Annotated in this window: 26 protein-coding genes and 1 pseudogene; 12 read left to right on the top strand and 15 right to left on the bottom strand. The window is 70.6% G+C overall.

The window, feature by feature from the left end:
- Positions 1 to 163: 163 nt before the first annotated feature.
- From H1D24_RS05475 to H1D24_RS05460, 4 genes are all read left to right on the top strand, one after another.
- Complete coding sequence (locus H1D24_RS05475; RefSeq protein ID WP_181656214.1) at positions 164 to 1,012, top strand: helix-turn-helix domain-containing protein; 849 nt, start codon at positions 164 to 166, stop codon at positions 1,010 to 1,012.
- Positions 1,013 to 1,015: 3 nt separating this feature from the next.
- Positions 1,016 to 1,204: a DUF397 domain-containing protein gene (locus tag H1D24_RS05470; protein ID WP_181656213.1), complete on the top strand. Its 189-nt coding sequence runs from the start codon at positions 1,016 to 1,018 to the stop codon at positions 1,202 to 1,204.
- Positions 1,205 to 1,300: 96 nt separating this feature from the next.
- Entirely contained in the window at positions 1,301 to 1,696 is a 396-nt protein-coding gene (locus H1D24_RS05465) for a nitroreductase/quinone reductase family protein (RefSeq protein ID WP_181656212.1), read from the top strand.
- Between the two features lie 38 nt (positions 1,697 to 1,734).
- The gene (locus H1D24_RS05460) at positions 1,735 to 2,244 is read left to right on the top strand and encodes an HAD domain-containing protein (RefSeq protein ID WP_181656211.1); all 510 of its coding nucleotides are present in this window, start codon (positions 1,735 to 1,737) and stop codon (positions 2,242 to 2,244) included.
- Between the two features lie 129 nt (positions 2,245 to 2,373).
- Here the strand turns inward: H1D24_RS05460 and metG are convergent, their stop codons facing one another.
- Both metG and H1D24_RS05450 read right to left on the bottom strand, forming a co-directional pair.
- A complete protein-coding gene (gene metG / locus H1D24_RS05455; protein ID WP_181656210.1) occupies positions 2,374 to 3,990 on the bottom strand; it encodes a methionine--tRNA ligase in 1,617 nt (538 codons plus the stop codon).
- A 139-nt stretch (positions 3,991 to 4,129) separates the two neighbouring features.
- Positions 4,130 to 5,995 (bottom strand): VWA domain-containing protein, encoded by a 1,866-nt coding sequence (locus tag H1D24_RS05450; RefSeq protein ID WP_181656209.1) that lies wholly within the window; start codon positions 5,993 to 5,995, stop codon positions 4,130 to 4,132.
- A 383-nt stretch (positions 5,996 to 6,378) separates the two neighbouring features.
- Between H1D24_RS05450 and H1D24_RS05445 the strand changes: the two genes are divergently transcribed.
- The gene (locus H1D24_RS05445) at positions 6,379 to 8,460 is read left to right on the top strand and encodes a PhoX family protein (protein WP_181656208.1); all 2,082 of its coding nucleotides are present in this window, start codon (positions 6,379 to 6,381) and stop codon (positions 8,458 to 8,460) included.
- A gap of 86 nt (positions 8,461 to 8,546) precedes the next feature.
- On the opposite strand, the gene H1D24_RS05440 is transcribed toward H1D24_RS05445, so the two are convergent.
- Complete coding sequence (locus H1D24_RS05440; protein WP_309484219.1) at positions 8,547 to 9,563, bottom strand: endonuclease/exonuclease/phosphatase family protein; 1,017 nt, start codon at positions 9,561 to 9,563, stop codon at positions 8,547 to 8,549.
- Between the two features lie 229 nt (positions 9,564 to 9,792).
- Positions 9,793 to 10,563, bottom strand: a complete 771-nt coding sequence (locus H1D24_RS05435; protein WP_181656206.1) for an alpha/beta fold hydrolase — start codon at positions 10,561 to 10,563, stop codon at positions 9,793 to 9,795.
- Positions 10,564 to 10,670: 107 nt separating this feature from the next.
- Between H1D24_RS05435 and H1D24_RS05430 the strand changes: the two genes are divergently transcribed.
- Complete coding sequence (locus tag H1D24_RS05430; protein ID WP_181656407.1) at positions 10,671 to 12,122, top strand: aminotransferase-like domain-containing protein; 1,452 nt, start codon at positions 10,671 to 10,673, stop codon at positions 12,120 to 12,122.
- On the opposite strand, the gene H1D24_RS05425 is transcribed toward H1D24_RS05430, so the two are convergent.
- Positions 12,040 to 13,083 (bottom strand): hypothetical protein, encoded by a 1,044-nt coding sequence (locus H1D24_RS05425; protein WP_309484209.1) that lies wholly within the window; start codon positions 13,081 to 13,083, stop codon positions 12,040 to 12,042. The two genes, H1D24_RS05430 and H1D24_RS05425, sit on opposite strands and share 83 nt — an antisense overlap.
- A gap of 255 nt (positions 13,084 to 13,338) precedes the next feature.
- Between H1D24_RS05425 and H1D24_RS05420 the strand changes: the two genes are divergently transcribed.
- Positions 13,339 to 13,806, top strand: coding sequence for an SH3 domain-containing protein (locus H1D24_RS05420; protein WP_181656204.1), 468 nt, complete (start codon positions 13,339 to 13,341; stop codon positions 13,804 to 13,806).
- A 119-nt stretch (positions 13,807 to 13,925) separates the two neighbouring features.
- On the opposite strand, the gene H1D24_RS05415 is transcribed toward H1D24_RS05420, so the two are convergent.
- The gene (locus tag H1D24_RS05415; protein ID WP_181656203.1) at positions 13,926 to 14,396 is read right to left on the bottom strand and encodes a hypothetical protein; all 471 of its coding nucleotides are present in this window, start codon (positions 14,394 to 14,396) and stop codon (positions 13,926 to 13,928) included.
- Between the two features lie 132 nt (positions 14,397 to 14,528).
- Here H1D24_RS05415 and crcB (H1D24_RS05410) point away from each other — a divergent pair, with 132 nt between their 5' ends.
- The 5 genes from crcB (H1D24_RS05410) (at position 14,529) to H1D24_RS05390 (ending at position 17,939) form a co-directional block, all read left to right on the top strand.
- The gene (crcB, locus tag H1D24_RS05410) at positions 14,529 to 15,044 is read left to right on the top strand and encodes a fluoride efflux transporter CrcB (protein ID WP_181656202.1); all 516 of its coding nucleotides are present in this window, start codon (positions 14,529 to 14,531) and stop codon (positions 15,042 to 15,044) included.
- Positions 15,041 to 15,400 (top strand): DUF190 domain-containing protein, encoded by a 360-nt coding sequence (locus tag H1D24_RS05405; RefSeq protein WP_181656201.1) that lies wholly within the window; start codon positions 15,041 to 15,043, stop codon positions 15,398 to 15,400. Before crcB (H1D24_RS05410) ends, H1D24_RS05405 begins: the two co-directional genes overlap by 4 nt.
- Positions 15,397 to 15,771 (top strand): fluoride efflux transporter CrcB, encoded by a 375-nt coding sequence (gene crcB, locus H1D24_RS05400; RefSeq protein WP_181656200.1) that lies wholly within the window; start codon positions 15,397 to 15,399, stop codon positions 15,769 to 15,771. The genes H1D24_RS05405 and crcB (H1D24_RS05400) overlap by 4 nt, the downstream gene beginning before the upstream one ends.
- Positions 15,772 to 15,889: 118 nt before the next feature.
- The gene (locus H1D24_RS05395) at positions 15,890 to 16,525 is read left to right on the top strand and encodes an NAD(P)-dependent oxidoreductase (RefSeq protein ID WP_181656199.1); all 636 of its coding nucleotides are present in this window, start codon (positions 15,890 to 15,892) and stop codon (positions 16,523 to 16,525) included.
- Positions 16,526 to 16,541: 16 nt separating this feature from the next.
- Positions 16,542 to 17,939 carry a PP2C family protein-serine/threonine phosphatase gene (locus H1D24_RS05390; RefSeq protein WP_181656406.1) on the top strand — a complete coding sequence of 466 codons (1,398 nt, stop codon included), beginning with the start codon at positions 16,542 to 16,544 and terminating at the stop codon, positions 17,937 to 17,939.
- Between the two features lie 202 nt (positions 17,940 to 18,141).
- Here the strand turns inward: H1D24_RS05390 and H1D24_RS05385 are convergent, their stop codons facing one another.
- The 9 genes and pseudogenes from H1D24_RS05385 to urtB form a co-directional block, all read right to left on the bottom strand.
- On the bottom strand, positions 18,142 to 18,381 hold the full coding sequence (locus tag H1D24_RS05385) for a chaplin (protein WP_181656198.1): 240 nt from the start codon (positions 18,379 to 18,381) through the stop codon (positions 18,142 to 18,144).
- Between the two features lie 343 nt (positions 18,382 to 18,724).
- Positions 18,725 to 19,333 (bottom strand): chaplin, encoded by a 609-nt coding sequence (locus H1D24_RS43490; RefSeq protein WP_181656197.1) that lies wholly within the window; start codon positions 19,331 to 19,333, stop codon positions 18,725 to 18,727.
- A gap of 166 nt (positions 19,334 to 19,499) precedes the next feature.
- Positions 19,500 to 19,688 (bottom strand): annotated as a pseudogene (locus tag H1D24_RS42115) (chaplin); the annotation flags it as partial.
- Positions 19,689 to 20,260: 572 nt separating this feature from the next.
- Complete coding sequence (locus H1D24_RS05370; RefSeq protein ID WP_181656196.1) at positions 20,261 to 20,692, bottom strand: SRPBCC family protein; 432 nt, start codon at positions 20,690 to 20,692, stop codon at positions 20,261 to 20,263.
- A gap of 310 nt (positions 20,693 to 21,002) precedes the next feature.
- The gene (locus H1D24_RS05365; protein WP_181656195.1) at positions 21,003 to 21,146 is read right to left on the bottom strand and encodes a hypothetical protein; all 144 of its coding nucleotides are present in this window, start codon (positions 21,144 to 21,146) and stop codon (positions 21,003 to 21,005) included.
- A gap of 66 nt (positions 21,147 to 21,212) precedes the next feature.
- Positions 21,213 to 21,905, bottom strand: a complete 693-nt coding sequence (gene urtE, locus H1D24_RS05360; protein ID WP_181656194.1) for an urea ABC transporter ATP-binding subunit UrtE — start codon at positions 21,903 to 21,905, stop codon at positions 21,213 to 21,215.
- Positions 21,905 to 22,747 carry an urea ABC transporter ATP-binding protein UrtD gene (gene urtD, locus H1D24_RS05355; protein ID WP_181656193.1) on the bottom strand — a complete coding sequence of 281 codons (843 nt, stop codon included), beginning with the start codon at positions 22,745 to 22,747 and terminating at the stop codon, positions 21,905 to 21,907. The genes urtE and urtD overlap by 1 nt, the downstream gene beginning before the upstream one ends.
- Positions 22,744 to 23,868 carry an urea ABC transporter permease subunit UrtC gene (gene urtC, locus H1D24_RS05350; protein WP_181656192.1) on the bottom strand — a complete coding sequence of 375 codons (1,125 nt, stop codon included), beginning with the start codon at positions 23,866 to 23,868 and terminating at the stop codon, positions 22,744 to 22,746. The genes urtD and urtC overlap by 4 nt, the downstream gene beginning before the upstream one ends.
- Entirely contained in the window at positions 23,865 to 24,752 is an 888-nt protein-coding gene (gene urtB / locus H1D24_RS05345; protein WP_181656191.1) for an urea ABC transporter permease subunit UrtB, read from the bottom strand. The genes urtC and urtB overlap by 4 nt, the downstream gene beginning before the upstream one ends.
- Between the last annotated feature and the right edge of the window lie 81 nt (positions 24,753 to 24,833).

The following is a 24,833-nucleotide window of genomic DNA, read 5'->3' as shown; positions in this document are numbered from 1 at the left end:
CGGTGCGCTTCCGGGGTCCCGGTTGTGCCGCACTGTGTGCGTCGCGTCACTGACGGTAGAGACTAAAGTTAGTCCGACGCAACCCATTGTCGTAGTCTGGTCACCCGAAGTGGTGGTGAACTGGCAGAGGCACGACTGCTGTTGTGGGTGTGGGGAGGCACGGGTGCCGCGGAAACAGCCGACGGCTCGGCAGGAGCGACTGGGCCGTGAGCTGCGCAAACTGCGGGAGGCGGCCGGACTGACTGCCCGTGAGGCGGCTGGGATGCTGGGCGCGGTCTCGGTGACGATGAGCCAGATCGAATCCGGAGTCGCCGGCGTCAGCGAGGCGCGCGTTCGGCGGCTGGCCGCACACTACGCCTGTACGGACGCGGAGTTGATCGACGCGCTGGTGGAGATGGCGACGGACCGCACGCGTGGGTGGTGGGAGGAGTACCGGGACGTACTGCCGCCCGTCTTTCAGGACCTGGCGGAGTTGGAGCATCACGCACGCTTCATGCAGGTGGTCGGTACGGCACATGTGCCAGGCCTGCTCCAGACCGAGGAGTACGCACGGGCGGTTTTCGCCTACGTGGGCCCTGAACTCCCAGAGAGCGAGCTGGAATTGCGGGTGGAGCACCGCATGCGCCGCAGGCAGGTCCTCGCCAGGGAGGAGGCCGCTCCCTACGAGGCGCTGGTGCACGAGTCCGTACTACGCACGCGTGTGGCCGACCGCCGGGTGGCCCGCGCGCAACTCGACGAATTGCTGAGCCAGTCGGAGCGGCCGAATGTCAGCGTGCGGGTGATCCCGTTCGACGTCGACGGCTTCGCGGGGGCGGGGGCGACGATGCTGTACGCGGGTGGGCGAGTGCCCGCGTTGGACACCGTGCAGCGGGACGCGCCGTACGGCTCGGTGTTCGTGGATGCCTCCGCCAAACTGATGGGTATGCGCACACTCTTCCGTAGGGTGGAGAAGGCAGCAGTGACGCCAGCCAAGTCGCGGGACTTTATCCGCCGATTGACGAAGGAACTCTAAGACGTGATCCAGTGGCAGAAGTCTTCGTTCTCCGGTGGCGGGGAAGGCAACGAATGCGTGGAACTGGCCCGAGACGACGACTCGCTGCTCCTCCGCGAGAGCGACGACCCCGCCCGAATACTCACCGTCAGCCGTGACGGACTGGCGGCCCTGTTGCTCCAGATCCGCGGGCGTACCGGCATGTGCCGATGACGGACGACTGGCCCGGTCGGCGGGCGGGCTACGGTATCCCGCACACTGGCGGGGAAGACCGAACCGCAGGGCTTCGGACGAACGGGAGAGCCACCAGTGTCGCGCTTCGACGAGAACAAGTTCCGTGCCGTCACATGGGTACAGAGGCACATCGCCAACCCGCTCACCAGGCGGCTGCCGCTCCAGACGGTCCTGGAAACGACGGGGCGCAAGTCCGGTCTGCCCCGGCGGACACCGGTCGGCGGCCGCCGCGTCGGGCGTGAGTTCTGGCTCGTCTCGGAGTACGGCGAGAAGTCGCAGTACGTACGGAACATCCAGGCTGACCCGAGGGTCCGGGTCCGGATCATGGGCAAGTGGCACACGGGCACTGCGCACCTCGTCCCCGAGGACGATGCCAGGGCGCGGCTCAAGAGCTTGCCGCGACTGAACAGCGCAGCGGTCCGGGCGGTCGGCACGAACCTGCTGACGGTACGGGTCGACCTGATCGACTGAGTCGCCTGACCGTGGTCGTGTACGGCTATCGTGCGACTGTGACCGGCTCAGTGGAGCGCCCCATTCTCTTCCTCGACGTCGACGGACCACTCATCCCGTTCGGGCCGTCGGCCAGCCGGCTCCGGCCTCCGACTTCCGGCTCCGAGGCGTTCTCTGACCAAGGAAACCCATTGCTTTGGCGGCTCGATCCCACCCTGGGGCCGCGTCTGATGGCACTGGACTGTGACCTCGTATGGGCCACTACATGGATGGACGACGCGAACGAATTCGTCGCCCCGCTGCTCGGCCTGCCGAGGCTGCCTGTCGTGGAGTGGCCTGAAGGGCCAACCGACGACGGCCCACATGGCCTGCACTGGAAGACCCGCCACCTCGTCGAGTGGGCCGGTCACCGCCCGTTCATCTGGGTCGACGACGAGATCAGCGATATGGACCGCCAATGGATCGCTGCACAACACCAGGGGCCATCGCTGCTTCACCGCGTCGATGCGAGCGAGGGTCTCACCGACGTCGATTTCTCCGCACTTGCCGGCTGGCTTCGTAGGCAGTGATTCATCCCTGTACAAACCACTGGTGAAGACGTGTGCCCTGGGACAGGATGCCGCCATGGTTCGCGCCAACCATGGGCCCCGGACCGAAACGGTTCCGGGGCCCATGCGCGTACGGACTGCTACGTGTGGCTACGCCGTCGGCTTCTCCTCCAGGCGCGGGAACAGTACCGCGCCCTTCGTCACCGTCGTGCCTGCCGGGAGGCCGCCCCACGTGCCCGCGTCGCCGATTCGCTGGTCCGCGAGCGCGCCGAGGGAGGCCTCCGCACCGAGGGAGTCCCAGAGCTTCTGGGAGGTGTCCGGCATGACCGGGTTGAGGAGGACCGCCACCGCGCGGAGGGACTCCGCTGCCGTGTAGAGGATCGTCGCCAGGCGCGCCTGGCCCTCCTCGGACTGGTCCTTGGCGACCTTCCACGGCTCCTGCTCCGTGATGTAGCCGTTGACCTGCTTGACGAAGTCGAAGATCGCCAGGATGCCGCCCTGGAAGTCCAGCTCCTCGCCGATCTTCCGATCGGCCTCCGCGACGGCCTTGGCCAGGCCCTCATGGACCGCCGTCTCCGCCTCGCCGTCGGCCGCCGAGGCCGGCAGCTCACCGCCGAAGTACTTGCCGACCATCGCGGCCACGCGCGACGCCAGGTTGCCGTAGTCGTTGGCGAGCTCGCTCGTGTAGCGGGCGGAGAAGTCCTCCCAGGAGAACGAGCCGTCCTGGCCGAAGGCGATCGCACGCAGGAAGTACCAGCGGTACGCGTCCACGCCGAAGTGCGAGGTCAGGTCCTGCGGCTTGATGCCGGTCAGGTTCGACTTCGACATCTTCTCGCCGCCGACCATCAGCCAGCCGTTGGCAGCGACCTTGCCGGGCAGCGGCAGTCCCTGCGCCATCAGCATCGCGGGCCAGATGACCGCGTGGAAGCGGAGGATGTCCTTGCCGACGAGGTGGACGTTCGCCGGGAAGGTCTCGTCGAACTTGGTCTGGTTCTCGTTGTAGCCGACCGCCGTGGCGTAGTTCAGCAGCGCGTCGATCCACACGTAGATGACGTGCTTCTCGTCCCAGGGGATCGGGATGCCCCAGTCGAAGGTGGAGCGGGAGATGGAGAGGTCCTGCAGGCCCTGGCGCACGAAGTTCAGGACCTCGTTGCGCGCGGACTCGGGCTGGATGAAGTCCGGGTTGGCCTCGTAGTGCGCGAGCAGCTTGTCGCCGTACTCGCTCAGCTTGAAGAAGTAGTTCTCCTCCTTGAGGATCTCCACCGGCTTCTTGTGGACGGGGCACAGCTTCTGCCCGGCGAATTCACCCTCGCCGTCCAGCAGCTCGCCCGGGAGCTTGTACTCCTCGCAGCCCACGCAGTACGGGCCTTCGTACCCGCCCTTGTAGATCTCGCCCTTGTCGTACAGGTCCTGGACGAACTCCTGCACACGGTCCGTGTGCCGCTTCTCCGTGGTCCGGATGAAGTCGTCGTTCGCGATCTCCAGGTGCTCCCAGAGGGGCTTCCAGGCCTCCTCGACGAGCTTGTCGCACCACTCCTGCGGGCTTACGCCGTTCGCGTCCGCGGTGCGCATGATCTTCTGACCGTGCTCGTCCGTGCCGGTGAGGAACCACACCTTCTCGCCGCGCTGACGGTGCCAGCGCGAGAGCACGTCGCCTGCGACGGTCGTGTAGGCGTGGCCCAGGTGAGGAGCGTCGTTGACGTAATAAATGGGGGTAGAGACGTAGAACGCCTTCTCACCCTGCTTCTCTGATCCAGTGGCCGCCATGGTCGAAATCCTACTGGTCCCGTGAAGATCGACTCACACCGATTACGGGCGGTGAGGATTACCGTGACGGGGCCCGGGGTAAAGCCCGGGCCCCGTCGGGGCCGTACGGCTCGCTCTGTTGGGGCGAGCCTCTGGTGCCCTACGGACGCCAGACCGCCAGCAGACCCTCGTACAGCTCCTCGTCCGTGAGCTCGCGGGGCGTCGGGCCCGCGTGGAAGAACGCGGCGTTGTCGGCCTTGAGCTTGCGCAGGTAGTCGAAGCCCTTGGCGTCGTGCTCGCCGAACGCGACGAACTGGAAGAACAGCGGGTGCTTGGTCGCGTCGGCCAGGGCCTGCGTCGCCACGCCCTTGGCGTCCGGCGGGCCGTCCGTCTGGAAGATCACCAGGGCGGGTCCCTCGGAGCCCGACTTCTCGTAGTCCGCGACGACCTCCTCCACAGCGCGGTGGTAGCTCGTGCGGCCCATCCGCCCGAACGATTCGTGCAGCTCGTCCACGCGGCCCTCGTACTCGGCCGGCGTGAGCTCGCCCGTTCCGTCGATCTCCGTCGAGAAGAAGACGACGTGCACGGTGGCCTCCGCGTCCAGGTGCGCGGCCAGCGCCAGCACCTGCTCGCCGAGGCTCTGCGCCGAGCCGTCCTTGTAGTACCCGCGCATGGACCCGGAGCGGTCCAGCACGAGGTACACACGGGCCCGGCTGCCGACCAGGTCCTGCTCCTTGAGCACGGCGCCGGCGGCCTTGTACGCGGGCACGAGCCCGGGCGCCGCCGCCTTGACGCGGGCGAGGGAGAGGGCGGGCTTGGCGGTGGGGGTTGCGGGGGCGGGGCCCTCCGCTTCGCCTTCGGCCAGGGTGGCGGTTACCTCGGCCGGGGCCGGGCTTTCCTCGGCAGAGGCTGGGCTCGCGGCCTCGGGCTCGGGCTCGGCCGCCGGCGTGGGCGCCTCGGGCTCCGGGGCGGGCGCCTCGGCCACGGCCTCGGACTCGGACTCGGACTCGGACTCGGACTCGGACTCGGACTCGGACTCGGACTCGGCCTCGGACGCTGGCGCCGCGGTCACGGGCTCGGCGGTCACAATCTCAGGCTCGGGCTCTGCGGCCACGGCCTCCACCACGGCCGGGGCCTCGACCACGGGCGCCGGCTCGGGAGCCGCGGTCACGGCGTCCGGTTCTGCAGCCACGGGCTTGGGCTCGGGCTCCGGGGCGGGTGCCTCGGCCACGACCTCGGCCTCCGGCTCCGTCTCAGGAGCCACAACCGGCGGTTCGGCCTCCACCTCAGGCTCGGAAGCCACAGCCACCGGCTCGACCCCCGGCTCCTTCTCAGAGGCGACAACGTCGGGAGCCGTGACCTCGCCCTCAGGCTCCGGCGCGGAAGCCGTGACCTCGGCCTCAGGCTCCGGCGAGGGCGCCATGGCCTCAGCCTCCGGCGCGGCAGCCGCAACCTCGACCTCAGCCTCTCCCGAGGGCGCCGCAGCCTCGGCCTCAGGCGCCGGCTCGGGAGCCTCAACAGCAACCACCGGCTCAGACGCGACGGCAACGGGCTCGCCCTCGGGCTCCGGGGCTGGCGCCACGGCAACGGGCTCGCCCTCGGGCTCCGGGGCGGGCGCCACGACAACGGGCTCGGCCTCGGGCTCGGGGGCGGGCGCCACGGCCGCAGCCTCGGCCTCAGGCTCCGGCTCTGACGAAGGCGCCGTAGCCTCGGCCTCGGGCTCCGGCTCGGGAGCCGCAGGCTCCCGCGTCGCCGAGGCGGCCCGCGCCCCCGGCACCGTCACATTGTCGAACGCCTGCGACACCAGCTCGTCCACCACGGACGGCTCCGGCTCGCTCGCGGGCGCGGGAACCTTCACCTCCGTCGCCGTCGAGGTCTTGGTCGCCGTAGACGACGCGACGGCCGACGAGGAGGCCGACGAAGAGGCCGAGGCAGCCGACGAGGGCCCCTGCTCCCCGACGGCGTCCCCGTCACGCCCCTTGCGCGACCGTCCGAACGCGTTCCGCAGGAGATTCAGAATGCCCATGTGCGCAACCCTTCGCATGAGTTGGTACCCGTAATTCCTGGCCAGGAAGGACACGTAAGGGTAGCCGCCGTATTCGACGATCTTGGGGAGGGGCTGCTTCCGCGTACTGCCCAGCGTTCCAGCGGCTTCCCAGGGGCGGATGGCCGACGGCGTCCGGGCCGCCAACTCCCGTGAGTGTGCCTGGGGTTCACCCGGCGTTCATCCGAAGTCCGTCACTCTGCTGGCCTCCGCCCCTAACGTCACGCCGGAAACAACCGGAATCAGCCAGATGGGCGCGGGCAGCGCAGGGCGGACGACCGCCGCACGCAGCGACGCGGGCCCGGGGGACTCCGGTCCGTGTCGGCGCAGGGAGCGCCGGTTCATGTGCACATACGGAGGGGACAGTGCGCAAACTGCTGCCGATCATCACCTCGCACGCGGGCGGCCGGTCCGCGATGACCTGCCGGTTCCGCTGTGGTGACGCCTGCTTTCACGAGGTGCCGAACACAAGCGAGAACGAGTACGTCGGCGATGTCATAGCCGGTGCGCTCAGCCGGCGGTCCATGATGCGGGCCGCCGCCGTCGTGACCGTCGCCACGGCCGCCGGGGGAGCGGTCGTGGGGGCGGGTGCCCCGGGGGCTGCGGCCGCGACGACCACCGAAGGCTGGAACGGTACGAGCGCGAAGGGCGCGCGTGGCCTGCGCTTCACGCCGGTCGCGCCCAACAAGAACGACGCCGTCACCGTCCCGGACGGCTACGCGCAGAACGTCGTGATCCGCTGGGGCGAGCCCATCCTGCGCGGCGCCCCCGCCTTCGACCCGGACAAGCAGTCCGCCGCGGCCCAGGCGGGCCAGTTCGGCTACAACTGCGACTTCCTCAGCCTGCTGCCCCTGCGGGGCGAGTACGGCCGCCAGGTACTCGTGGCCAACCACGAGTACACGGACGAGATCCTGATGTTCGAGGGCTACGACGCCGCGAACCCGACCCGTGAGCAGGTCGAGGTCGCCTGGGCCGCGCACGGCCTGTCCGTCGTGGTCGTGCAGGAGGAGCGGGGCAGCGGGAAGCTGACCGCCGTCTCCCGCCACCGCCTCAACCGCCGCCTCACCGCCACCAGCGAGTTCCGCCTCACCGGCCCGGCCGCGGGCAGCGCCCTCGTCCGTACGACCGCCGACCCGACCGGCACCAAGGTCCTCGGCACGCTCAACAACTGCGCGGGCGGCGAGACCCCGTGGGGCACCACGCTGCACGGCGAGGAGAACTTCAACCAGTACTTCGGCGGCTTCGACAAGGTGACGGACGCGACCACCGTCGCCCGCCTCAAGCGGTACGGCGTCACGACCGCCGTCTCCGAGCGCAAGTGGGAGCGGTTCGACGACCGCTTCGACCTCTCCAAGGAGCCGAACGAGGCCAACCGCTTCGGCTGGGTCGTCGAACTCGACCCGTACGACCCGGAGTCCACCCCGCGCAAGCGCACCGCGCTCGGCCGCTTCAAGCACGAGGCCGCGCAGCCGCGCCTGACCGAGGACGGCCGCCCCGTCGTCTACATGGGCGACGACGAGCGGTTCGACTACTTCTACAAGTTCGTCTCCAGCAAGCGGGTGGCGAAGGGCGGCTCGCGCGCCGCGCACGAGCACAACCTGACCCTTCTCGACGAGGGCACGCTGTACGTCGCCAAGCTCACCGGCGACTCCCCGGCGGCCGAGATCGACGGCACGGGCAAGCTGCCGTCCGACGGCGAGTTCGACGGCAGCGGTGTGTGGATCCCGCTGGCCACGGCCGGTCCCGACGGCGCCGTCTCGCACGTCGACGGCATGACCGCCGAGGAGGTGTACGTCTTCACGCGTCTCGCCGGCGACAAGGTGGGCGCCACCAAGATGGACCGCCCCGAGGACATCGAGCCGTCCCCGTACAGCGGCAAGGTGTACGTCGCGCTCACGAACAACACCAACCGCGGCAAGACCGGCTTCGCCCCGGCCGACGAGGCCAACCCGCGCAACCTCAACAAGCACGGGCAGGTCCTGGAGCTCACCGAGTCCCGCAACCGCGCCGAGTCGACGACCTTCGCCTGGTCGCTGTTCCTCGTCGCGGGCGACCCGAACGACCCGGCCACCTACTTCGCGGGCTTCCCCAAGGACCAGGTGTCCCCGATCTCCTGCCCGGACAACGTCGCCTTCGACCCGTACGGCAACCTGTGGATCTCCACCGACGGCAACGCGCTCGGCACGCACGACGGCCTGTTCGGCGTCGCGACGCGCGGCGAGCGGCGCGGTGAGCTCAAGCAGTTCCTGACGATGCCCACCGGCGCCGAGACCTGCGGCCCGATCATCCAGGACCGCCGGGTCCTCGTCGCGGTCCAGCACCCGGGCGAGGTCGACGGCGCCTCCGTCGAGAACCCCGCGAGCGCCTGGCCCGACGGACCCGGCAAGCACGTCCGCCCGTCCGTGGTGGCGGTCTGGCGCGAGGACGGCTGCAACATCGGTATCTGACCGGCGGTACGACTGCTCGTCTGAGAAGCAAGAGGGGGCGCCCCGGACCGGGGCGCCCCCTCCCGCGTACCGACGTGCCGGCGCCGTCAGCTCCCCGTACCGCCCCGCCGGTGCAGCGTCAGATCCGCCAGCACGGCCCGGTGATCGGTGGCGGCGAGGTCCAGGAACCGTACGGAGCGCACGGAGAACTCCTCCGACACCAGCACGTGGTCGATCTGGACACCGAACCGGGGTGAGGTCCGGGCCGGCCAGGTGGGGGTGCGGGAGGCGCCGGCGAGGCGGGCGCTGTCGCGGAGTCCGGTGTCGAGGATGCGGCGGAAGGCGGCGTGGTCCTGGGAGGCGTTGAAGTCTCCGGCCAGGATGGTCGCCCCGCCTCTGCTCTCGGCCGCGAAGTCGCGCAGGGCACCGAGCTCGCGACGCCAGGTGCCGACCTGGCGGGGCAGGGGCGGCATCGGGTGCGCGAGCTGGAGCCGCACCGGGTGGCCCTTCACATCGGCGACCGCGCCGGGCATGCCCATGGTGCCGGGGACGCCCCCGGCGGACGCGAGGGGGTACCGGCTGAGGATGACCGATCCCTCGGAGCCGTATCCCTCGACGGCCCGGCGGTACGGGTAGTCCCCCGTTGCCTCAAGGGCATCGGAAGGAGCCCCATCGTCGCCGAACTCCTCGGTGAGGGCCGACGAGCAGCCGTGATCGCACTCCTCGACGAACACGACATCCGGGCGCTCGCGCTTCACGGCAGCGATCAGTGACGGGGTCGCCTGGCCGAACTCGACATTGGACGTCATGACGCGCAGTTCGGCGACGGGTGTGCCGCGCGCCTGCGTGGCCTGGCCGTACGGCTCGATGAACCAGGCGAGTGCGCCGAGGGCGACGACGCCCCACACCAGTCCCGTACGCCATCGTGCGAGTGCCGCGAACAGCAGGGCGGCGCCGGTGGGGGCGAGCAGCCAGGGCAGGAAGGCGAGCAGCTGCGGCACGGGCGAGATGCCGTCGGTGTCGGCGATCCGGCATCCGACGACCACGCTCACGCCGAGCAGCAGCAGCCCGGCCAGCCATGCACCGAGCCGCCGCCCGCCCCGGCGGCCACCCCGGTAGGACACAGGCTCGTCCTCCCTGGCCCCTGGTTCGTCCCCGTCCCTCTCCCACACCGTCAAGGGCACGAGGGCACCTCCCTGGCCGTTGTGCTCTCCAAGGCCCGCCTTCCGTCGAGGTTTCCGAGGTTCCGCGCTATGCCCGAATCCTCCCTCAAAGACGGGGCTGCGCGGCAGACGGTTGCCGTCCGCCGCCCAGCGGCGCACGACGGCAGCCACGCCGGGCATGGGGGCGCGCTCAGTCCTCGATGCGCGCGAGGAACTCGGCCAGGGCAGCGTTGAACTCCGCCGGGCGTTCCAGGTTGGGCATGTGGGCCGCGGATTCGACGACCGCGAGCGTCGACTGGGGCAGGGCCGCGTGCATGGCCTCGGCGTCGGAGACCGGGGTGTACGCGTCGTCGCGCCCGACCACCACCAGAGAGGGGACCGTCACACGGGTGAGGAGGTCGCGGTAGTCGGGGCGTTCGGCGCGGCCGCGCAGTGCCGCGGCCGCGCCCTCGGGGTCGGTGGCGGTCATCATGCGGTGCACATGGGCGGCGACGTCCGGGTGGGCGTCCGGCGCCACCATCTTGTACAGGACCTCGTCGGCGTACCCCTTCATTCCCTCGCGCAGCAGACGGTCGGCCAGGTCGCGCCGCCACTGCCTGCCGTCGGGCGTCTCGGCCGCCGGGAACGTGTCCGCCAGGACCAGGCCGCGGATGCGCTCGCCGAAGAGCCGGTAGCACTCCATCGCGATCTGGCCGCCCATGGAGAGCCCGCCGAGGACGAAGCGGTCGATGCCGAGGGTGTCGAGGAGCTGCGCGATGTCCTCGGCGAACGTCGAGAGCGGGACGATCCCCCGGGTCACCGGGGAGGCGCCGTAGCCGCGCAGGTCGGGGACGATGACCCGGTGGCTGCCGGCGAAGGCGGCGACCTGTGGTGACCACATCGTCCGGTCGAAGGGATGACCGTGGATCAGGACAAGGGGGGTTCCCGCGCCTTTGTCCTCGTATGCGAGGAAGGGTGCCATGGGCAGGAGGCTAGAACGCCTCAACTCCTCGGTGCAATAAGCTCTTTGCTCTCGGTGCAATCGGGCGGGTGGGAAAGAAGGACGCAGGCAAGAGAGGTGGTACGGCCGTGAACGACTACCGGCGCATCGCGGATCTGGTCGCCGAGGACATCGCCTCGGGGCGGCTCCGACCCGGCGACCGGCTGCCGCCGCAGCGCGCCTTCGCGCGTCGGCGCCGCATCGCCCCCTCGACCGCCGGGCGGGTCTACGCCGAGCTCGTGCGCCGCGGGCTGGTCGTCGGCGAGGTCGGGCGCGGCACGTTCGTCCGGGCCGCACCACCGCCGTCGGGACGGGCGCTCGCCGAGCCCGCGACGGCGGCACCGGTCAATCTGGAGCTCAACTACCCTGTGATGGACGGGCAGTCGGAGCTGCTCGGCAACGCGCTCACGCCGCTGCTGCGCCCCGATGTCCTCGCGGACGCCACCCGCACCGCACCCGCCGCGGGTACGCCACGGGCGCGCGAGGCGGTCGCCGCGCTGCTGGCCCGCGAGTGCGGAGGGGGCCAGAGCGGGGCATGGTCTCCCGCCCCCGACCGGATCCTGTTCACGGGCAACGCGCGCCAGGCCATCGCGGGTGCGCTCGCCTCGCTGTCCCGGCCGGGAGGCCGCGTCGGCGTCGAATCGCTGACGTATCCGCTGGTCAAGGAGATAGCGGAGCGGTTGAGCGTCACCCTGGTGCCGCTCGCCTCCGACGAGGAGGGGATCCTGCCGGCCGCGCTCGAGACCGCCCATCGGAGGGCGCCGCTGAGCGCGCTGTACGTGCAGCCGACCCTGCACAATCCGACCTCGCTGACGACGACCGGGCGGAGGCGGCAGGAACTCGCCGACGCCGTACGGCACCTGGGGCTGCCGGTCGTCGAGGACCGCATCTGGTCCTTCCTCCACACGGACGCCCCACCGCCGCTGGCTGCCTACGCCCCCGAGCGCACGTACGTCGTCGACGGACTGTCGAAGCGGGTGGCCCCTGGGCTCACGGTCGGGTTCCTCGTCCTGCCGATGCCGATGCCGATGCCGATGCCGATGCCGATGCCGGTGCCGACGGCGGTGCAGACGCCGGTGCCGGTGCCGGTGCCCGTGCCGGCATCGGCGGGGGCGCCGGGGACGGGGAGCGGCGGCGGCCATGTCGCCGCAACGCTCCGTTCGGGAGGCTGGACCGCCTCCCGCTTCGCGTTGGAGGCCGCGGTCCGCTGGATCGAGGACGGCGTCGTCGACCGGCTGGTCGCCGCCAAACGGGCGGACGCCGCCCGGCGGCAGCGGCTCGTCGCCGAGCATCTGGACGGGTTTGCCGTGCGTGCCGACCCGTACGGCTACTACGTCTGGTGGGAGTTGCCTCCGCCCTGGCGCGCCGATACGTTCACGGCTGCCGCCGCCGAGCGTGGCATCGCCGTCACGCCGGGCTCCGCCTTCGCGGTCGGCCCCGGCGCCGCCCCGGACGCCGTCAGGCTCGGACTTGCGTCTGCTCCGCCGCCGGATCTTGCGGCGGCTCTTCGGACCCTGGCCGAGGCCGCGCGTCACGGCTGATCAGAGGTGACCGAAGCGTCCGGATCTCCCGGAGCCGCCGGACCGGCCCGACTCCCCCGAACCGCCCGAGCACCCATCCGACGAGCATCACCGCCACGCCCACCGCGAGGATGATCCACGCCACCGTGCGCAGCGATTCGGTCAGCGCGTCGTACACCGCTCCCGCGGCCGCGCGGGACACGTCCGGTGGCAGATCGTCCAGCGTGAGGCGTCGGCCCACTACGATCGCGGCCTCCAGGAGCGCCGCGCCCAGCGCCATGCCGAACGCCGCGGCCGTGACCGCGCGGCGCCTGCGGACGGCCAGCGCGATCCCGGCCACCGCGAGCACCAACACCGCGACGGGCAGCCAGAAGCCGGTGATCTGAAGCATCCGGAACCCCTTGCGCAGCTGCGGCAAGGCCCCCGATGACGCCGAATCCATCACGGTGACCTCGGTGTGCCGCACCGGAATGCGGTCGGCGTACGGCACGTCGTCGGCGACCAACTGGCGTTTGACCTGCTCCGTGATGGGCGCGAGGTCGATGGTGACACCGCCCCCGTCACCGTCGTCGCCAACGCCGTCACCGCCCTCGCCGTCACCCGCATCGTGGCCGGTGCGGCCGGCCGCGAGGGTGTCGTCGCCCGTGCTCCGGCCGCCGCCGCCGTACAGGGCCTGCATCACCGCGCCGTGGGCCGCGCGGTTCGCCGCGTCCCACGCGGTCCTGAAGGCGCTGGTACCGGCGAAGGACCGCACCGCCTCGTGCACGAAGCTCTCGACGGCCTCGTCGGATCCGAGCTCGCTCGTGTCGATCTCCCTCACCACCGCGTCGGCGACCGCGTCGGCGACGGCGGTGTGCACATCGGCGTCGGACGCGAGCGGCGCCATCGCGGCGACATACGCGTCGGTGTCCCCGATCTCGTACCTCGCCCACGCGGACAGCGCGCCCGGCGCGGCAAGGGCGCACGCGACGGTGATCAGCACCGCTGAAAGGACTCTCCGCACCCCTCCATGACCCACCCCGATCGCCCCGGCCACCATCGGGGCGACTGCATCCGGCCGCGCGAAGACGCCCTTCCGATGGATCCGGGCGGCCGGTGCGGGACGGTCCCGATCCACGACGGCGGTTTCGTCCCGTACGGCGGCCCTTCATCAAGGATCCGCTCACGCTGCGTAGTCGCTCCGGTGGAGCGTTCACCTGAACGGGTGTTTCCTGGACGAGGGGCAAAGGAGGCGATCATGCGCAGTACTACGGCTTTCCGAACCGTGGCCGCAGGCCTGTTCGCGGGCGGCGCCCTGACCCTTGCCGCCACGGCTCCCGCGTCCGCGGGCGTCCCGGCAGTCGAGGAGGACATCCAGGGCACGGTGGTGTCTCCCTCCGATCTGCAGGTCCGCGAGGACCCGAACAACACCTCCGCGGTCGTGGCGGTACTGGCGCGGGGCACCCATGACCGCGTCGAGTGCAGGACGACGGGCCCGACCGTCGCCGACAACCCGTACTGGTACTGGCTCGAGGGAGCCAAGGGCTGGGCCAACGCCGAGTACGTGGACACCCGTGGCCGGTCCGTGCCCGACTGCACCGACCCGTGCCCGTACCAGAGGTGCACGGACCCGTTGTCGTACGACGGAACGAACCAGCCGCTGCTGCGTCAGCCATGGCTGACGGCGCTGACGCCCGACACGACGCCGAAGTCCGGACAGGCCTAGCTGGACGCCGAAGTCCGGACAGGCCTGGGGATGCAGAAGTCCGGACAGCCCAACAGGCGCAATGGAAGAAACACCGCGGTCCGGCCGGATCTGATCCGGCCGGACCGTGCGGCTCGCTTCTACTCCTCGGACCATTCGGACTGTGTGGGTCCGGTCGTCCGCCTCATCCGGCCGATGTCCGTCTCGCCCTCGGTCGAGTAGTAGTGGTAGAAGGCCGCCGCGAAGACGCCGGCCGCCACGCACAGAGCGAGGACCGTGGACCACAGCACGCTGGCTCCGGTCAGGCTGAAGACATAGCCGATCGCGATGCCCGCGAAAGCCGTCCAGGCGAGCGCACGCGTCTCGCGCCGCATACGGGGCCCGGCGCTGTGCAGCGCATACGTGATCCCCGCGACGAGGGCTCCCATCAGGATCCCGAAGAAGACGTTTCCCACGGTGACCGGGCCGGCGTCGCGCTGGATACCGGAGGCCCAGAGGCCGTAGACGAGGCCGAGGACGACGGGTACCGTCCATGCGGCGGTGGTGGTCGGCCGTATGCGGGATATGCGGGATATGCCGGTGGTTCCGGATGCGCGTGCCACGTGAGCCATGACGAGGCTCCTCTCTCTGCTGACCCCCGTCTTCGCCCCGACTTCCAGGGCACACCTGGGAGCGACCGGTGGCAAGTCAGGAGCCGGACCCTTGGAGGAGCCGCACAACGCGCCCGCCGTAGCCTGGGGTCCATGGGAGCGCGTCGAGCCGAGGCGGCCGAGGGTGTGGCGGGCGGTGCCGGTGCCGACGGTGGCCTGGTGGTCACGCGTGTGCCGTTGCTGCTGCGCGGGCAGGGTCCAGTGCTCGCCGTCGTCGCGCTGGGCGGCGTGATGGGCGCCGCCGCCCGCTACGGCGCCTCGCTGCTCTGGCCGACCGCACACGGCACCTTCCCCTGGACGACTTTCGGTGTGAACGCCGTGGGCTGCGCGCTCATGGGCGTGCTCATGGTGGTGATCACCGAGGGCCGGCAGGCGCACCCGCTGGTGCGGCCTTTCCTCGGCACGGGTGTCCTGGGCGGCTTCACCACCTTCTCCACGTACGCGGTGGACATCGAGCGTCTGACCGCTTCTGGAGAGGTGCGCACCGCCCTTGCGTATCTCGCCCTGACGCCGGTGGCCGCGCTGGCCGCGGTCTGGGCCGGATCCGCGGCCACCCGCCGCGCGACGGCCGCGGCAGTGGCCGTGGCAGCCTCCAGGAGGAGACGATGACGAATCCCACCCCGCGCCTCACCGGCCGCGCCGTGCGCCTGACCGTCTTCGTCGGCGAGAGCGACCAGTACCACCACATCCCGGTCTATACGGAGATCGTGCACCGCGCGCACCGGGCGGGCCTCGCGGGCGCGAGCGTGTTCAAGGGCATCGAGGGGTTCGGTGCGTCCTCGCTCGTCCACACCCAGCGGCTGCTGTCGCTCAGCGAGGACCTGCCGGTCGCCGTCGTCATCGTCGACACCAAGGAACGGGTACGCGCGTTCCTGCCCGAACTCGACGATCTCGTCGCCAAAGGACTGGTCATGCTCGACGACTGCGAGGTCGTCACATACGCCGGACGGGAGCGGGAGACGTGAACTGGCTGCTCGTCGTCGTCGGCGCCGCGGTGGGCGCCCCCCTGCGCTACCTCACCGACCGCGCGGTCCAGTCCCGCCACGACACCGTCTTCCCCTGGGGCACCTTCGCGGTCAACATCGCCGGATCCCTGATCCTGGGCGTGGTGACCGGCGCGGTCATGGCCGGCGCGACCTCGTCCCCCATACAACTGCTGATCGGCACGGGCCTGTGCGGAGCCCTGACGACGTACTCGACGTTCTCGTACGAGACACTCCGCCTCGCCGAAACCGGCGCCCGCCTTCTGGCAGCGGCCAACATCGCCGCAAGCATCATGGCGGCCCTGGGCGCGGCTTTCGTCGGCACGGCCCTGGCAGGGGCTGTCTGGTCATAAGACCGACCGGTCTCATGTGGTGCCCACGACGGCGGGCGCATCGAACCGTCCGGATGCGCCCCGTACCCCATCATGCTTGGCTGGACGCAGTCCGCGCGGTGCACAACAGGAGCCGTACATGAAGATCGTGTTGCTGGGCGCCACCGGCATGGTCGGCAGCCGCATCGCCGTCGAGGCCACCGCCCGCGGTCACCACGTCACCTGCGTCAGCCGCTCCGGAAAGGCACCCGTACCGGGCGTGACCTCGACCTCCGCGGACGCCGCGGACACGCCCCGCATCGCCGCCCTCGCCGCCGGGCACGACGCGGTCGCCTCCGCACTGGTGCCGCCGCGCGACGGCAGCGACCCTAGGGAGCCCTTCCTCGCCCTGAACCGGGCCCTGGTCGACGCGGTACGGGCCGCCGGCGTCTCGCGGCTGGTCGTCGTCGGCGGCGCGGGCAGCCTGGAGGTGGCACCCGGCGAGGCCCTGGTCGACCAGCCCGGCTTCCCCGCCGACTACCTCGGCGAGGCGCTCGCGCACCGCGACGTCCTCGCCTTCTACCGCACCATCGGCGACCTCGACTGGACCTACGTGTCGCCGGCCGCGGAGATCGGCCCCGGAGAACGCACCGGCACGTTCCGCATCGGCGGCGACCAGCTGCTCAGCGACGCCGACGGCCACAGCCGCATCAGCGTCGAGGACTACGCGGCCGCCTTCGTCGAGGAACTCGAGAGCAACGCCCATCCGCGCACCCGGATCTCGGTCGCGTACTGAGCCGGTGGCGCAGGTGATGGACAAGTTGGAGGCCCGGCCACCCCAGTCGTACCTGCGCGTGCGCGGCCACAGCATCGCCTGGATCCTGCCGCTCGTCGTGCTCCTCGTGGTCGTCTTCATCGACGTGAAGACGTCCGGTGAGTTCCGGACCATCTCGTGGCTCGTCGTCGTCCCCGCCACGGCCGCGGCGATGTGCGGCGTGTGGACCACCGTGGCCTACGCCGTCGTCGCCATGGTCACGTACTTCCTGATCGACGTCGGCTGGGAGCGCCAGTACCAGGCGGGTCTGCCCGACTTCATCCTTGTCGCGCTCGGCGGCGTCCTGGCCACGGCGGCGTGCTGGATCAGGGTCCGCGAGGAGCGGCGCATGCGGCACATGCGGGACATCATCGAGACGACCCGGCGCACCGTGCTGCGCCCGTTGCCGTCGCGTTGGTACGGGCTCGACCATGCCGCGGTCTATCTCACGGCGGAGAGCGAGGCACTGGTCGGCGGCGACTTCTACGACATCCAGCCCAGTCCGCACGGTCCCCGCCTCCTGGTCGGCGACGTGCAGGGCAAGGGCCTGGGCGCGGTGGCCGTGGCATCGGTGCTGCTCGGCAGCTTCCGCGAATCCGGCTACCACGAGCCGGACCTCGCGACCGTCGCCGAGCGACTGGAGGTCCGCATGCGTCGCCACCGTGCCCATATGGCGCTGATCGAGGCGGCTCGCGGCCGCGTCGGCGCATACGGCGGCGCGCACGACAGCGCATACGACAGCGCATACGACAGCACCTACGACCCTGCATACGACAGCGCGTACACAGACGGTACGACGGGCGTGATGGACACCGCCCGAGGCGACGCCGTCACGGCCAGCGGAGACGTCATCCAGGCCGACGCCGCACTCGACAGCGAGCGCTTCGCCACCGCGGTCCTGATCGGTTTCCCGCCACCGGACCACCGGGCGGACGACGACGCAGACCACGACGCGGACGACGACGCAGACCACGACGCGGACGATGACCAGGACGACAGCGAGGACGGCGGGCACGGCGTGTACATCGACATCGTCAACTTCGGGCACGAACCGCCGCTGGCGGTCGGCCCGGACGGCGTACGCGAACTGCCGGCCGGCGACGGGCTGCCCATCGGACTCGGCGATCTGGCAGGTGGGCCGCCACCGCTGCAGCGGGTCCGCATCGCGCCCCGCGAGACGCTGCTGCTGGTCACCGACGGGGTGACGGAGGCACGCGACGCGAGCGGCGAGTTCTTCCCGCTGCGCGAGCAGATCGCCGAGGCGCTCGTCGACGACCCCCGCGTGGCAGAGCCGTCACGACTGGTCCGGCTGGTACAGGACGCGACGCTGCGGCACGCCGGCGGCCATCTCGCCGACGACACCACTGTGTTCGCGGTCCGCCTCACCACCCCGTAGCGCGCCGGACACACGTCGTGCCGGCCCCGGAGGACCGGCACGACGCAGAGGCCGCAGCGGCTGCTTCGCCCCAGACGCTGCGCCCCGTGTGAAGGAACACCGTGGTGTCAAAGGCTCCGTAGTGACCGAGTGGCCGCCCCCCTGTAATGCGGAGAGCGGCCACGGAAGGGGACCGGCCGTGAAGAGGAGCCGACCCGGTTGTTCAGTCGTTGACGCAGGAGTTGCCGGCCGCGGGGTTCAGCAGGCCGATGACACTGACGGTGTTGCCGCACACGTTCACCGGGACGTGTACGGGGACCTGGATGACGTTGCCCGAGAGCACACCCGGGGAGTTGGCGGCGCTGCCCGTCGCGTCAGCGTCGGCGGCGGCAACGCCCGCGGTGCCCGCCACGGTGGCGGCGGCAACGCCGGACAGAACAAGAACCTTCGCGGTACGCCACATGGAGAAATGCTCCTTGGTATTCGGTTGCGTGGCCGGAACGGGTGCCCGACCCTATGCACAACGGTTCTTTTTCACCCGGGTTGTGCCGCCGATTGGGTGATGCACGTTTACGTACAAGCCCAAATGGGGCGGGTTCCGAAGGCCCTCGGTGCTATCCGGAGCCGCGCACTGATGCCTGGTTCTGCGCCGAATTCGGTGCCGGATGATCCGCTGTTATGGTGGCTCGGGCGAATGGATCGCCCATAAAAAGGCGCCGTTCCCGTTCCGGATCTGGGCTCCGGAACGGGAACGGCCTATCGGTGCTGCCGGCGGCGGAACGCCAGCGGACCGCCTGCAGCGACCGTCAACGGCGAGCCGTGGCCCCGACGCGTCGATACAGCATCGCACCGCCGGTGAGCAGCCCCGCTCCGGCAGCGGCAATGCCGATCGCGTTGCCGGGATCACCCGTCGCGGCCAGCTCGCCATAGCTGTGCACCCGTTGGGCCGGGATCGAGGAGCCGCTCTGCGGGGAGGCGCCGAGCTCTCGTTCTTGTCCCTGTCCTTCGAGGGGTCCAGCCGGGTTGGCGCGGGGACCTTGACCCGCGCCGGGCTCCGCGGTGCGCGGAACCGTTGGTGACTCGTTGCCGAGCCCCGAACCGGTCGGTTCGCTGCCGCAACAGTGGCCCGATCTGGCGGGGTCGTTCCCGGCAGGATCGTTACTGCAGCAGTGAGGTGCGTCAGCGTCGTCGCTTCCGCAGGTGTTGCCGACGGCGGGGTTGACAGCGGCCACCACGTCCACGGTGTCGCCGCAGACGTCGACCGGTACGTCGACCGGTGCCTGGATGTCGTTGCCCGACAGAACGCCGGGCGAGTCCGATGCCGATCCGGACGCGTCCGCGCCCGCAAGGGCGTATGCGCCAGGCAGGGAGAGGAAGCCCGTTGCGGCCGCGGCCGCGAGGATTCCCTTACCCACTATCCGACGCGACTCAGATGCCGTCCTCCTCGCAGGGGTCCGGGTGGTCGGGCTTGCAGGGTTCGCACTTGTCCTTGTCCCAGGGGCGGTGGTCGTGCTCACCGTCGTAGTAGGGCGGCTTGTGGCCGAAGGGCGGCCCCTCGTGGCCGCCGTCAGGCCCGGACCCGTTGTTCACGCAGTCGTTGCCGATCGCCGGGTTCAGGAAGCCGATGACGTTGATGGTGTTGCCGCACACGTTGACGGGCACGTGGATGGGGGCCTGGATGACGTTGCCGGAGAGGATGCCCGGGGAGTCGGAGGCGTAGCCGTTCGCATCGGCGTCGGCGAGTGCCGGCGACGCCATGCCCACGGCCATGAGCGCTCCCGCGACCAGTGTCCCGGTCTTCTTGAACTGCACGGATTTTCCCTTTCTGCGGTCATGCCAATGTGACGGATCATCCGAGCGGGCCGGACCTTGAACGACTCGACTCGCACCATGACCTGCAACCCATGAACGATGCGATGTGGGGTGAGGAAACGTTTCGCCTAGTCAATTCGAAGCCGGATTCACCCGTTTGCCGCACTGGCCTGAACGGTCGTTTCTGCGAATTCCTGCGAACAGAAATTGCGTAGGTCAGGCTTGCACGACGCCGCATGGCACCGACCCGACGCGCGGATGTCCGCTCCGGGGTTCACACAAAAGAGAAAGTCCCGCCTCCGCCGTGTCGGCTTTTCCCTCGCCCGGGAAGCCGGAATTCACGGCAGGCGTTCGTGGCGGGTCGTGGCAGCTCAGCGCCTTACGGCGTCGTCCGGGCCCCTTGGGGGGCATACATCGGATCCTGGGCCTCTGCAACCCGGCAACCGGCCTACCCGCCGATTGCGCATCAGGGCAGAAGCCGCGGGGCGGCCGCCTGGCCGCCCCGCAGGGAGTCGTCGCCGCGCGCGGCCTCAGCGTCCTTGTTCGACCAGGCCCTTGAACTGCTCGAGGTCGTTCCGTACGAGCCGCTCGATCGCGGTCGCCTGGGCGAAGCCCTTGGGTCCGCCGAACGCCTCCCTCACGGCACTCGGGTCGTACTCGATCCGGGCCTGGACCCGGGTGTGCTGCTGGTCGATGGGCAGCAGGGAGAAGGATCCGGCCAGGTCGGGGCCGCTGGTGGTCTTCCACTCCATCGTGTGTGTGTCGGCGCGGTCGGTGATCTGGGTGTCGAACGCCTGAGCCCGGCCGCCCGCCTCCACGTCGAGGTGCGCTCTGTTCGCGCCCTCCGTACGCGCTTCGCGTACTCCTTCGAGGAACCGTGGGTAGCTCTCCACGCGGTGGAGGGAGTCCCAGGCCACATCGACCGGAACATCGATGTCGACATGTTCTTCGAGAGTGCTCATCGGATCACCCCAGGTCGGCTCGCGGTTTACGGGGTCATGTCTCCAGTGTCGCCCTGCGAGGGATCGAGCGCCCGTGCGAGGGGAGTGCCGCAGAGGGCTCCAGGGCAGAGGGCCCGACGCGTGCGCTCCAGGGCAGAGGGCCGATGGGTGCGCTCCGGGACAGAGGGGCCCGAGGGATGCGCTCAGGGACGGACGCCGCGGACGGCGGGGCCTCCGGTTCCGTCGCCGGGGGCCCGCCGTCCGCTGAGAGTCGGCCGTCCGCTGGGGGTCCGCCTGCCGCGCGTGGCGGCAGGACGGCGATGTGCCGGTGTCAGGAAGTGGCGTCGGCGGTCGCCGCCGGCGTCTGGTCCTTCGTGCCGTCCGCTGTGCCGGTCTCGGCGGTGTCGCTCAGATCGGTGCGGTGGGACTCGCGGGTCAGGGCGATGGCCGCCGCGCCCGTGGCCTTGTCGCTCATCCGTGCATCCTATGCCGGTGACCGGCCCCGGACGTGGCCCGTTCCAGCGGCCGCCGGGGCCCTGCTTCATACGCTGAGCGCCGCCCGCACGGTCTGCTCGGCCTCCGCCCCGCCCTCACCTGAGGAGGTGACCCGGCCCGCCTCCAGTACGTAGTACCGCTGGGCCGCGCGCATGGCGAAGCCCACGTGCTGCTCGACGAGGAGTACGGACAGGCCGCCGCGCCGGGTCAGGGCGAGGATCGTCTCCTCGATCTCGGCGACGACGGAGGGCTGGATGCCCTCGGTCGGCTCGTCGAGCAGGAGCAGCCGGGGGCGGGTGATCAGGGCGCGGGCGATGGCGAGTTGCTGGCGCTGGCCGCCGGAGAGCAGCCCGGCGCGGCGGCCGGACAGCTCGCGCAGGGCGGGGAAGAGGTCGAGCGCCTCCGCGATCGCCTCTTTTCCGTCCGGCCTTCCGTCCGCGACGAGTTGGAGGTTCTCGGCGGTGGTCAGGTGCGGGAAGGCCTGCTGCCCCTGCGGTACGTACGCCATGCCGCGGGTCACCCGCTGGTGCGGGGCGAGGCGGGTGATGTCCTCGCTGTCCAGCCGCACCGTGCCCTTCCCGGGCTTGAGCAGTCCCATGGCCGCGCGTAGCAGGGTGCTCTTCCCGGCTCCGTTGTGGCCGAGCACGGCGGCCACGCCGTCCTTCGGGACGGCGACGGTGACGCCGTGCAGGACCGGGGTGCGGTCGTAGCCGACCCGGATGTCGTCGATCTCGAGCATCACGCCTCCTGCGCCGAGGCCGTCGTGGTGGGGGTGGCTTCACCGGTGGCCGGTGACGGAACAGCGGGTGCCGCGTCGGCGGACTCCTCGGCACGGGCGCGCCCCAGGTACACCTCCTGCACCTTCGGGTCCGCCTGGACCTGCGCCACCGTGCCCTCGCTGAGCACCTTGCCCGCGTGCAGCACCGTGACGCTGCGGGCGAAGGACCGCATGAAGTCCATGTCGTGCTCGATGACGACGACCGTACGCGTGCTGTCCTCGCTCACCCGCCGCAGCAGTTCCCCGGTCGACTCGCGCTCCTCGTGGCTCATCCCTGCGACCGGCTCGTCGAGCAGCAGCAGCCGCACGTCCTGGACCAGCAGCATCCCGATCTCCAGCCACTGCTTCTGCCCGTGCGCCAGCACCCCCGCCGGCCGGTCGCGCAGGGCGGTCAGGCCGGTGGTCTCCAGCGCCTCCGCCACCGGCTGCGGTATGCCCTTGCGGCGCCGCAGCATCGTCAGCGGCCCGCGCCCGGCCCCGGCAGCGATGTCGAGGTTCTGCAGTACGGTCAGCTCCTCGAACACCGTGGCCGTCTGGAACGTACGGCCGATGCCCAGCCGCGCGATCTTGTGTACGGGCTTGCCGATGAGTTCCGTGCCGTCGCCGTTCGTGCCGAAGCGCACCGATCCGGTGGCCTTCACCAGGCCGGTGACCGCGTCGACCAGCGTGGTCTTCCCCGCCCCGTTCGGGCCGATGAGGAACCGCAGGTCGCCAGGACGTACGTCGAGATCGACGCCGTCGACCGCCGTGTAGCCGTCGAACGACACCCGCAGACCGCGGATGGTCAGCCCCTCGCCGCTCATGCTGCCTCTCCCGAACGAGTACGAATGCGGTTGCGTCGGATGACCGCCCCCAGCGAGGCGAGTCCGCCGGGCAGGAAGCCGACCGCCACGACGAACAGCAGGCCCTGCAGATACGTCCATGCGCCGGGGAAGGCGTCCGAGAGCGTGCTCTGCGCCCAGGCCACCGCGATCGCGCCGAGCACTGCGCCCACCAGGGACGCCCGTCCGCCGACGGCAGCGCCGATGACGAAGCCGATGGACGGCACGACGCCGATCAGCGCGGGCGAGATGATCCCGACGGCCGGTACGAAGAGGGCCCCGGCGAGGCCCGCCATGCCCGCTGCCACGACGTACGCGACCAGCTTGACGTTGGCCGGGTCGTAGCCAAGAAACCGGACCCGCTCCTCGGAGTCCCTTACGGCGATGAGGAGTTCGCCGTAGCGGCTGACGAACAGCTGCCGGGCCGCGGCCATGAGCAGCAGCAGGCTGACGGCGATGACGAAGTAGACCGTCCGCTGGTTTGCGGGGTCGTCCAGGTCGTATCCGAAGAAGCCCTGGAAGTCGGTGAGCCCGTTGGTGCCGCCGGTGGTCGCCTGCTGGCCGACCAGCCAGATCGCCAGGGCCGCGGCGAGCGCCTGGCTGAGGATCGCGAAGTACGCGCCACGCACCCGGCGGCGGAAGACGAAGAAGCCGAGCACCGCGGCGACGGCCATGGGTAGCAGCACGGTCGCGGCGAGCGCGAAGGCTGGGTTGCCGAAGGGCTTCCACCACCAGGGAAGCGCCTCTCCGGTGCCGTACAACTGCATGAAGTCCGGCAGCGCGCCCGGAATGCCCGTGTCGGCGGCGTCGGCGAGCTTGAGGTGCATGGCCATGGCGTAGCCGCCGAGGCCGAAGAAGACGCCCTGGCCGAGTACGAGCAGCCCGCCCCGCCCCCAGGCGAGACTGACGCCGACGGCCACCATCGCCCAGCACAGGTACTTGGCGAGCAGCGCGAGCCGGAAGTCGGTGAGCGCGAGCGGTGCGATGCCGAGGAGCAGGACGGCGCCGAGCGCGAAGCCGCCGGGAACACGGAACCGCGTGAGCGGGGAGGTCGCTTTCGTGACCTCGGGCGCCGGTGTCGTGGGTGCGGATGTCGTCGTCATGCCAGGCTCCGGGTGCGCAGTGTGTACAGGCCCTGCGGACGCCACTGGAGGAAGGCCACGATCGCCACCAGCACGATCACCTTGGCGACGCTGACCGTCGTCGAGTACTCCAGTACGGACTGCAGGACGCCGAGGACGAAGGCCGTGATCACGCTGCCCTTCAGCTGCCCGATGCCGCCGACAACCACCACGAGGAAGGCGTCGACGATGTAGTTGGTGCCGGTCGTCGGGCCGATCGGGCCGACCAGGGTGATCGCGACGCCCGCCACGCCCGCGAGACCGGAGCCGATGAAGAAGGTCATCCGGTCGACCCTGCCGGTGGCGATGCCGGACACCTCGGCGAGGTCCCGGTTCTGCACGACGGCCCGGATGCGCCGCCCGAGCGGGGTGAACCGCAGTACGAGGGTCAGCGCGAGCACGGACAGCAGGGCGAGCCCGAGGATGAACAGGCGGCTGTTGGCGAGCGAGATGCCCTCCGCCACCGCGATGTTGCCGGTGAGGATGTCCGGGGCGCGGGTCTGCACATTGGGCGCGCCGAAGATGTCCCGGGCGAGCTGCTGCAGCATCAGCGAGACGCCCCAGGTGACGAGCAGGGTGTCCAGCGGCCGGGTGTAGAGGCGCCGGATGAGCAGCCATTCGAGCAGCGCGCCCATGGCACCGGCGACCAGGAATGCCACGGGCAGGGCGACGAGCAGCGAGACTCCGGCGCCGCTGATGGCTTTCTGCAGGACGTACGTGGTGTAGGCGCCGGCCATGATGAACTCGCCGTGCGCCATGTTGATCACGCCCATCTGCCCGAAGGTGAGGGTCAGACCGAGCGCGATGAGCAGCAGGACGGCACCGATGCTGATGCCGGTGAAGGACTGGTTGAGGATGACCGTCATGGAGCGGCTCCGGGTCGGGACGGGGTGCGGGCGCGGGGCGGGACCCGGCCCAAGTGCTGGAGGCCGGGTCCGCCATGACAG

The organism is Streptomyces himalayensis subsp. himalayensis (genome assembly GCF_013778455.1).
In the GTDB taxonomy this organism is placed as follows: Bacteria; Actinomycetota; Actinomycetes; order Streptomycetales; family Streptomycetaceae; genus Streptomyces; species Streptomyces himalayensis.
Note: the sequence above shows the minus strand (reverse complement) of the source record. Positions and strands in the feature narration are given on the sequence as shown.

What these genes read in the sequence shown, in the direction of transcription:
- metG (WP_181656210.1), bottom strand. Translation starts at nt 3,990, where the DNA reads ATGGCGGCCACTGGATCAGAGAAGCAGGGTGAGAAGGCGTTCTACGTC.
- H1D24_RS05450 (WP_181656209.1), bottom strand. Translation starts at nt 5,995, where the DNA reads ATGGGCATTCTGAATCTCCTGCGGAACGCGTTCGGACGGTCGCGCAAG.
- H1D24_RS05435 (WP_181656206.1), bottom strand. Translation starts at nt 10,563, where the DNA reads ATGGCACCCTTCCTCGCATACGAGGACAAAGGCGCGGGAACCCCCCTT.
- H1D24_RS05420 (WP_181656204.1), top strand. Translation starts at nt 13,339, where the DNA reads ATGCGCAGTACTACGGCTTTCCGAACCGTGGCCGCAGGCCTGTTCGCG.
- H1D24_RS05415 (WP_181656203.1), bottom strand. Translation starts at nt 14,396, where the DNA reads ATGGCTCACGTGGCACGCGCATCCGGAACCACCGGCATATCCCGCATA.
- crcB (WP_181656202.1), top strand. Translation starts at nt 14,529, where the DNA reads ATGGGAGCGCGTCGAGCCGAGGCGGCCGAGGGTGTGGCGGGCGGTGCC.
- H1D24_RS05405 (WP_181656201.1), top strand. Translation starts at nt 15,041, where the DNA reads ATGACGAATCCCACCCCGCGCCTCACCGGCCGCGCCGTGCGCCTGACC.
- H1D24_RS05395 (WP_181656199.1), top strand. Translation starts at nt 15,890, where the DNA reads ATGAAGATCGTGTTGCTGGGCGCCACCGGCATGGTCGGCAGCCGCATC.
- H1D24_RS05390 (WP_181656406.1), top strand. Translation starts at nt 16,542, where the DNA reads ATGGACAAGTTGGAGGCCCGGCCACCCCAGTCGTACCTGCGCGTGCGC.
- H1D24_RS05385 (WP_181656198.1), bottom strand. Translation starts at nt 18,381, where the DNA reads ATGTGGCGTACCGCGAAGGTTCTTGTTCTGTCCGGCGTTGCCGCCGCC.
- H1D24_RS05370 (WP_181656196.1), bottom strand. Translation starts at nt 20,692, where the DNA reads ATGAGCACTCTCGAAGAACATGTCGACATCGATGTTCCGGTCGATGTG.
- H1D24_RS05365 (WP_181656195.1), bottom strand. Translation starts at nt 21,146, where the DNA reads ATGAGCGACAAGGCCACGGGCGCGGCGGCCATCGCCCTGACCCGCGAG.
- urtE (WP_181656194.1), bottom strand. Translation starts at nt 21,905, where the DNA reads ATGCTCGAGATCGACGACATCCGGGTCGGCTACGACCGCACCCCGGTC.
- urtD (WP_181656193.1), bottom strand. Translation starts at nt 22,747, where the DNA reads ATGAGCGGCGAGGGGCTGACCATCCGCGGTCTGCGGGTGTCGTTCGAC.
- urtC (WP_181656192.1), bottom strand. Translation starts at nt 23,868, where the DNA reads ATGACGACGACATCCGCACCCACGACACCGGCGCCCGAGGTCACGAAA.
- urtB (WP_181656191.1), bottom strand. Translation starts at nt 24,752, where the DNA reads ATGACGGTCATCCTCAACCAGTCCTTCACCGGCATCAGCATCGGTGCC.